This window comes from Falsiroseomonas oryzae (assembly GCF_027856955.1).
Taxonomy (GTDB): domain Bacteria; phylum Pseudomonadota; class Alphaproteobacteria; order Acetobacterales; family Acetobacteraceae; genus Falsiroseomonas; species Falsiroseomonas oryzae.
On the sequence record NZ_JAPSMD010000336.1, the window covers coordinates 1 to 5,836 of the forward strand.

Consider the following 5,836-nt stretch of genomic DNA (forward strand, 5'->3'; position numbering starts at 1 on the left):
CGGTCCATGGCGCATGCCGCGCTGAACCAGTGGCCCGAGGCCGAGGCCTCCGCGCGCGCGGCGCTCGCCGAGGATCCCAACTCGGTCCAGGCGCGTCGCCAGGTCATCGCGCTGCGCCTGCGCGCCGAGGACGCGCGCGCCGCGCAGGCGCTGGCCGAGGAGGGCCTCCGGCTGCAGCCGGCCAGCGTGCCGTCCCAGCAGCTGCTGCTGGCGGTGGTGCAGCAGACCCAGGGCCTGGACCGGGCGCTGGCGATGGCCGACCAGATCGCGCAGAACCCGGCGACGCGCCCGGGCTCCCTCACGCAGCGCGGCGACCTGCTGCTCGCGGCGGGTCGGCCGGCCGATGCGGCGCGCGCCTTCGCCGATGCGCATGCGCGTTCGCCCTCCTCCGAGCTGATCCAGCGCGAGGCGCTGGCCTGGCAGGCGGCGCGCGAGCCGGAAGCGGCGATGGCCGCGCTCAACGGCTGGCTCGCCCGCGACCCGAACGACGCGTCGGTGATGAACCTGGCGGCGCAGTTCGACATCCAGGCCGGCCGCACGGCCGATGCGATGCGCCGGCTGGAGGTCGTGGTCGAGCGGCAGCCGGAGAATTCCGTCGCGCTCAACAACCTGGCCTGGCTGATCGCCGAGCGCGGCACCGAGGCCGACCTGGCACGCGCCCGCCCGATGGCGGAACGCGCCTATTTCACGCTGCCGACGCCCGAAACGGCGGACACGCTGGGCTGGATCCTGGCGCGCACCGGCGACACGCAGCGCGCGGTCGTGCTGCTGCGCCAGGCCGTCAACGCGCCGCGCCCGCAGGGCCAGGGCGTGGACCCCGACAAGGTCTTCCGCCTGGCCCATGCGCTGCGCGCGGCCGGCGAGCGGCAGGAGGCGATCGCCCTGCTCGAGCCGCTGCTGGCCAACGTGCCGGCCTTCCCCCAGCGCGCCGCAGCCGAGCGCCTGCTGGCCGAGCTGCGCACCGGTCGCTGAGTCGCTTCGCGTGCGCAGCTACATCTTCCTGCTGTTCTACCTGGGGCTGCTGATCCCGGCCTTCGCGCAGCCGTTCATCGGCGCGATGATGTGGTGCTGGATCGCCTTCATGAGCCCGCACCGCGAGGTCTGGGGCGGGCTGACACACCAGCCCTACGCGCTGACCGTCTTCGTCGTCACGGTGATCGCCTGCTTCCTCGCGCGGGAGCCGAAGCAGTTCCCGGTGAACGCAGTGACCGTCAGCCTGATCGTCTTCGCCATACTGGTCACCATCACGTCCTTCACGGGCATGGCGCCGTCCGACGCGATCTGGACGAAGTGGGACCGCACCATCAAGACCATCCTCGGCGCCCTGCTGGTCGCCAGCCTGCTGACTACGCGCCGGCGGATCCACGCGCTGATCTGGCTGATGGCGATCTGCATCGGCTTCTACGGCGTGAAGGGCGGCGCCTTCACCTTCATGACCGGCGGCGCCTTCCGCGTGAACGGCCCGAGCGAGACGATGATCGCGGACCGCAACCACGTCGCGGTCGCGATGCTGGTCGCGGTGCCGCTGATGAACTACCTGCGGATGCAGTCGGCGCATGCCTGGGTGAAGACCGGGCTGCTGATCGCCATGGGCCTGACGCTGTTCGCCGCCATCGGCAGCCAGTCGCGCGGCGCGCTGGTGGGTCTGGCGGCCACCGCGGGCGTGCTGTGGTGGCGCAGCAAGAACAAGTTCACCAGCGGCGTGCTGATCGCGGCCTGCTGCGCGGGCATCATCATGTTCATGCCCGACAGCTGGGTCGAGCGGATGCAGACCACGCTGGACTACGAGAACGAAGGCTCGGCGATGGGGCGCATCCGCATCTGGGAGACGTCCTGGCTGCTCGCCCTCAAGAGCCCGCTGGTCGGCTCCGGCTTCATGGGCCCGTACCAGCAGTACATCGTGGACACCGTCTCCCCGGGCGTGGAGGCGCGCGCGGTGCACAGCATCTACCTCGAGGTGCTGGGCGAGCACGGCTTCCCCGCCTTCTTCGCCTGGTCCGCCATCATCGTCGGCGGTGCCTTCTACGCCTGGCGCCTGGTCCGCATGGCGAAGGGCCGCCCCGACCTGGCCTGGGCCGGCGATTTCGGCCGTATGGTGCAGGTCTCGATGGTGGCCTACCTGACCGGCGGCGCCTTCCTGTCGCTGTCCTACTGGGACTACTTCTGGACGCTGATGCTCGTCACCGCCGCCATCCACACGCTGGCCGTGCAGACGCTGCGGGGGGAGGTGCAGGTGCGCACCAGCGCGGTCGGGCCGGGGTGGCGCCGCGGCACGCCCCAGGGCGCGACGACATGAGCCTTTCGGCTGCAACGGGAGAAATCGGATGCAGGGCGTCTTCTATCTCGCGATGCTCGTCGCCGTCGCCTGGCTCTGCGCCTGGGTCGCCTACCCCGACATCGTCCGGCGCTACCCATCGCCCTTCGACATGGCCGGCGACGACCCCGTGCCCGACACCCGGACCGGCTACCAGCGCCGCATCCCGCCCGGTCGGGACAAGGCAGCCCCCGCTCCGGCTGCTGACGTTCAGCACGCTGTATCCAAACGCCGCCCAGCCGAATCATGGCGTGTTCGTGGAGAACAGGCTGAGGCATCTCGTCCGAAGTGGCGAAGCTGAGAGCACGGTCCTCGCGCCGGTTCCCTGGTTCCCCGGCCGGACACCGGCGCGCGATGCGGTGCCTGCGCAGGAAGTACGGCACGGCCTGACCGTCCACCATCCGCGCTTCCTGGCGCCGCCAGGAATCGGGATGTACACCAACCCCGTCGCACTCCATCTCGCGGCACGCGCGGCGCTGCGCCGGATGCTGGCCTCCGGCCTGGCCTTCGACGCGATCGACGCGCACTACCTCTACCCCGATGGCGTCGCCGCGGTGCGCCTGGGGCGCGATTTCGGCCTGCCCGTCGTGATCACCGCCCGCGGCTCCGACACCAGCCAGTTGCCGCACTACGCCGTGCCCGGGCGGCTGATCCGCGACGCCATCGCCCGCGCCGCTGCACTGGTCGCGGTCAGCGCCGGCCTGGCGGAGGGGCTCCACGCCCTCGGCGCCCCACGGGAGAAGGTGACGGTGCTGCGCAACGGCGTGGACCTCTCGGTCTTCCAACCCGTGGCGGACCGCGACGCGATCCGCGCGGAGCTCGGCCTGGACGGCCCGACGCTGCTCTCCGTCGGCCTGCTGATCGAGCGGAAGGGTCACCACCTGACCATCGAGGCGCTGCGCGACCTGCCCGGGCACACATTGCTGATCGCCGGCGAAGGGCCGGACCGCGCCGCGCTGCTGGCGCTGGCGGCGCGTCTCGGCGTGGGCGATCGCGTGCGGCTGCTCGGCGCCCAGCCGCATGCCCGGCTGCCGCTGCTCTACACCGCGGCGGATGCGATGGTTCTGGCCTCCAGCCGGGAAGGCTGGGCCAATGTGCTGCTGGAATCGATGGCCTGCGGCACGCCCGTGGTCGCCACCCCCGCCTGGGGCTCGCGCGAGGCGGTCGCCGCGCCGGAGGCCGGGCTGGTCGTGGAGGAGGGCACGCCGCGGGCGATCGCGGACGGCGTGCGCCGCCTGCTCGCCGCGCCGCCCGACAGGGCGGCAACGCGCGCCTATGCGGCACGCTTCGGCTGGGAGGAGACGACGGAGGGCCAGCTCGCGCTGTTCCGCCGTATCCTGGGCCGGGCCGCATGAGACCCGCCCGCCGCCGCCCGCACACACGCTGACCCCTCGCGGAGACCGCATGGCCCTCTACCTCGTCACCGGCGGCTGCGGCTTCATCGGCTCGCATCTCTGCGCCGCGCTGGCCGCGCGCGGCGACCGGGTCCGCGTGCTGGACGACCTGTCGACGGGTTCCGAGGAGAACCTGTTGCCCGGCGCGGAACTGCTGCGCGGCGACGTGGCCGACCACGCCCTGGCGGGCCGCGCGATGGAAGGCGTGGATGGCTGCTTCCACCTGGCCGCCATCGCCTCCGTCCAGCGCGGGGTGGAGGACTGGCCGGGCACGCACCGCGCCAATCTCTCCGGCACCATCGCGCTGCTGGACGCGGCGCGTCCGCGCCGCATCCCCGTGGTCTACGCTTCCTCCGCCGCCGTCTATGGCGACCAGTCCGTGCTGCCGATCGCCGAGACCGCGCCGAAGCGGCCGCTCTCGGCCTATGGTGCGGACAAGCTGGGCTGCGAGCAGCACGCCCTCGTCGGCGGCGCGGTGCACGGCATCCCGACTCTCGGCCTGCGCTTCTTCAACGTGTTCGGCCCGCGGCAGGACCCGCGCTCGCCCTATTCCGGCGTGATCTCGATCTTCTGCGACCGGCTGAGCCGGGGCGAGCCGGTGGATGTCTATGGCGACGGCGAGCAGACCCGCGACTTCGTCTTCGTCGCCGACGTGGTGGCCGCGCTGCTGGCAGGCATGGGCGCCGCCTCCGTCCAGGCGCCGGTGCTGAACGTCTGCACCGGCCGCCCGACCTCCGTGAAGCTTCTCGCCCACACCATCGCGGACGCCTGCGGCCTGACCGCGGCACTGCGCCACCAGCCGCCGCGCGCGGGGGAGATCCGCCACTCGCTGGGCGACCCGGCGGAAGCGCGCCGGATGCTGGGACTCGGCGAGCCGCGCGGGCTGCGGCAGGGGCTGGACGAGGTGGTCGCCTGGCTGCGCGCCGGGCGGCCCGGCCTGTCGCCGCCCAGGATGCCGGCCGGGGCCCTCAGGTGAGCAGCCGCGCCGCAAGCAGCGCCAGGCCGCCCCAGGTCGCCAGCGCGCAGGCCGCGATCACCAGCACGGCCGCGGGCCAGGGCAGGCGATCGCCTGCCGTCTTCGCGGGCATGTCGGCGACTCTGGCGATGCGCCGGGCCGCGGGCTGCTTCATGCGCGTTTCACCTCCGCTGCGGAGCTGTCTTGGGCAGTCATCCAGCGTAAGTATCGTATACCGTGAGCACCCTCATTTCTACAACACATGGTTGTGTCTTCGCGTCCCAAGCTTGGTGTCGCGGTTCGATTCTTCAATGCGCGCCCGCATTCTGGCGGCCCGCACGGCATCCCAAGGTTGCAAACAGCGGCACGAATTGCCGTTGCGCGGTTGGCGCCTCCTGGGGCAAGAGCCTTCCCGCCTGTGGAGCGTGTCGGCATGTGCGGCGTCGTAGGCCTCTTCCATCCCCTGCGGCCCACGCCGCCCGAGCCCGCGCTGCTGCGCCGCATGGCGGACGCCATCAGCCATCGCGGCCCGGACGGCGACGGCTTCCACGCCGAGCCGCATCTCGGCCTGGGCCATCGGCGCCTGTCCATCGTGGACCTGGCCGGCGGCGCGCAGCCGATGGCCACCGAGGACGGGGCCGTCCTCGTCTCCTACAACGGCGAGATCTACAACCACGCCGCGCTGCGGCAGGAGCTGGAGGCGGCCGGACACCGCTACCGCAGCCGCTCCGACACCGAAACCATCCTGCATGGCTGGCGGGAATGGGGTCTCGGCGTGCTGGACCGGCTGAAGGGGATGTTCGCCTTCGCGCTCTGGGATCGCGACCGCGGCGAGCTGCTGCTGGCGCGCGACCGGCTGGGGGAGAAGCCGATGCTGTACGGCGCGCTGCCGGACGGCACGCTCGCCTTCGGCTCGGAGATGGCGGCGCTGCTCGCGCTGCCGGGCATGCCGCGCCGGCTGGATCACGCCGCGCTGGATGACTACCTGGCGCTCGGCTACGTGCCGGACCCGCAGACCATCCATGCCGGCATCCGGCGGCTGCCCGCGGGCCATTTCCTGCTGCTGCGGCGCGGCGAGGCCGACACCCCGGAGCCGCGGCGCTACTGGCGCGCGCCAACCGCCGCGCAGGCCGCGCCGGCCGGCGCCGCCGAGGAACTGGCGCGGCGGCTGGA

7 protein-coding genes are annotated in these 5,836 nt (G+C 72.7%); 6 read left to right on the plus strand and 1 reads right to left on the minus strand.

What is annotated here, in order from left to right:
* From OZN99_RS23535 to OZN99_RS23555, 5 genes are all read left to right on the plus strand, one after another.
* Nucleotides 1-972: tetratricopeptide repeat protein (locus OZN99_RS23535; RefSeq protein WP_270937693.1), on the plus strand; the 972-nt coding region annotated here is incomplete at its 5' end.
* A 10-nt stretch (nt 973-982) separates the two neighbouring features.
* Complete coding sequence (locus OZN99_RS23540) at nt 983-2,296, plus strand: putative O-glycosylation ligase, exosortase A system-associated (protein ID WP_270937694.1); 1,314 nt, start codon at nt 983-985, stop codon at nt 2,294-2,296.
* Nucleotides 2,297-2,324: 28 nt separating this feature from the next.
* A complete protein-coding gene (locus OZN99_RS23545) occupies nt 2,325-2,615 on the plus strand; it encodes a hypothetical protein (RefSeq protein WP_270937695.1) in 291 nt (96 codons plus the stop codon).
* Nucleotides 2,566-3,669, plus strand: coding sequence for a glycosyltransferase (locus OZN99_RS23550; protein WP_270937696.1), 1,104 nt, complete (start codon nt 2,566-2,568; stop codon nt 3,667-3,669). Before OZN99_RS23545 ends, OZN99_RS23550 begins: the two co-directional genes overlap by 50 nt.
* A gap of 49 nt (nt 3,670-3,718) precedes the next feature.
* Entirely contained in the window at nt 3,719-4,684 is a 966-nt protein-coding gene (locus OZN99_RS23555; protein WP_270937697.1) for an NAD-dependent epimerase/dehydratase family protein, read from the plus strand.
* Here OZN99_RS23555 and OZN99_RS23560 read toward each other — a convergent pair.
* A complete protein-coding gene (locus tag OZN99_RS23560; RefSeq protein WP_270937698.1) occupies nt 4,677-4,838 on the minus strand; it encodes a hypothetical protein in 162 nt (53 codons plus the stop codon). The two genes, OZN99_RS23555 and OZN99_RS23560, sit on opposite strands and share 8 nt — an antisense overlap.
* Nucleotides 4,839-5,096: 258 nt before the next feature.
* Here OZN99_RS23560 and OZN99_RS23565 point away from each other — a divergent pair.
* A partial coding sequence (locus tag OZN99_RS23565; protein WP_408611903.1) for an asparagine synthetase B family protein occupies nt 5,097-5,836 on the plus strand: 740 nt, incomplete at its 3' end.